Source organism: Mesorhizobium sp. M7A.F.Ca.CA.001.04.2.1, from assembly GCF_003998485.1.
Taxonomy (GTDB): Bacteria; Pseudomonadota; Alphaproteobacteria; order Rhizobiales; family Rhizobiaceae; genus Mesorhizobium; species Mesorhizobium ciceri.
Map to the genome: position 1 here is coordinate 1 of NZ_RZQT01000270.1, position 1,718 is coordinate 1,718.

The window sequence follows — 1,718 nt, forward strand, 5'->3', positions numbered from 1 at the left end:
TCGAGAAAACCGAACGGCTTACTGCAACTCTCGCGCGCGTCCGGCGCCATTCCTGGTTTCCCAGATTGACTCGAAGTTGCGTAGCATCACTTCCGCGACGCTGAAGGTGTGCTTTCCTTGCCGGGAAGTTAGGCGAGCGTCGATGTCAGGATAGATAAAGAAAGGAAGGGAAATTCGTTCGGCCGGACCACTGTGTACGACCCGATGCGGTGTGCTCCTGAAGCGGTCGTCGCTTAGGGCCTGAAGCATGTCGCCCAGATTGACCACGAGACTGTCGGGGAGGCTCGGCGCCGGCATCCAACGCCCGCCGAACCACACCTGCAAGGAGCGCGTGGGGAGTTCCTCCTGCAGCAGCAGCGTGAAGAACCCGTTGTCGGTATGCTTTCCAGCTGTGCCGCCAGTAGATGGATATCGGATCACGCGTTGGAGGACCGTCGGCGGGCTGAAATGGCGTGGGAACCAGCCCTCTTCCATATCGAGCAGGTCGGCCAGCGCGGTCCCGAGCTGCGGCACAACCTCGTTGACCACGGTAGCCTGCAGAGCAAGCAGGCTTCGAGCGAAACCAGGAGCTAACGCGTCATCCGGAAGGCGTGTGCGACCAGCAAACGGACGCCGGTCACCTTCATTCTCGATTCCGAGGTCGAAGATTTCCTTCGGATCGGGGCCGGCGTCGGGATGTAGCACCTCCCCGTGCAATGGACTGTACCCACGAGCGGTAGCAGGGTACACGTTTTGTGCGGAGTGACCGAAGCGTTCCTTTGCCGACTGTGGCAACGCGAAGAACCGCCGGCAAGCCTTGATCGCTTCGGAGATCTGTTCTTTCGGGATTCCGTGCTCAAGGTAGAAGAACCCGTACACCTCGCAGGCCAGGCGAAGGCGATCGCGCTCTTCGTGTCGCGTTGCATCGGATGACAGTTTCGCCAGTGAGATTTGCGGTAGCGTGATCATTGTTGCTCCTTCATTGGTGCGTTGGCTTTATCGGTCACCTGGAAAACCCAGTAATGCGCGCCCTCCTCCGCGATGTATTTTCCGTCGTTGAGACATTGGGCCGTCACAAGCACGCCCGTATCCTGTAGACGCCGCACTTCATCCCCAAAGGATGTGGTCTCCGCATAGCTCTTGCGGGTGCTTGCGATGATGAATCCGTTGGGGCGCGTCACGCGAGCCAGTTCGCGCAGTGCGTCCGGTCGGATGTGCCCGAGCGTGAAGACGCCGCAGCAGACCGTAATGTCATAGCTCGCGGTGGAGTAGCCGGAGAGCGGCCCGTTAAGGTCGACATCGCCTCGGACATGCCGGTATGCGCGGGTTTTCCGGGCCTGTTCGGCCATCTCCTCGGAGAGGTCGATCCCGTCGATCAACCGGAAGCCGAGGCGTTCCAGTTCCACGCCGACGAGGCCCGTTCCGCAGCCGGCGTCCAGGATTGCGATGGCTGCTCGCTTATTGGCCAAATAGGCTGTCTGCACCGTGCCCGCCAGTTCCGCAACAATCGCCGGCCCGCAGTATTCATCCCGGCCGACATCCAACTCGTAGGAACTTGCCCATTCACGATAAAAGCGTGCCAAGCGATCGACGTCGCCGTCGAGCGCATGGGAATCCTTGATGCGTTTGCGTGCGGCTTGCTCCAGTGCGGTCCGCTGATCGAGGGTATTCATGTCAATTCCTCCGTATAGGGGCAAATTAGGTGCGGTACAGTTCTCATCGGCGGCGCAATTGCCGCG

Annotated in this window: 2 protein-coding genes; both read right to left on the reverse strand. The window is 60.2% G+C overall.

Annotated elements, in window-relative coordinates; translation table 11 throughout:
* Window positions 1–18: 18 nt before the first annotated feature.
* The gene (locus tag EN955_RS34370; protein WP_024505661.1) at window positions 19–948 is read right to left on the reverse strand and encodes a 2-oxoglutarate and iron-dependent oxygenase domain-containing protein; all 930 of its coding nucleotides are present in this window, start codon (window positions 946–948) and stop codon (window positions 19–21) included.
* Window positions 945–1,718: class I SAM-dependent methyltransferase (locus tag EN955_RS34375; RefSeq protein ID WP_245265422.1), on the reverse strand; the 774-nt coding region annotated here is incomplete at its 5' end. The genes EN955_RS34370 and EN955_RS34375, both read right to left, overlap by 4 nt.

Coding starts and splice junctions, on each gene's coding strand:
- EN955_RS34370 (WP_024505661.1), bottom strand. CDS start 948: ATGATCACGCTACCGCAAATCTCACTGGCGAAACTGTCATCCGATGCA.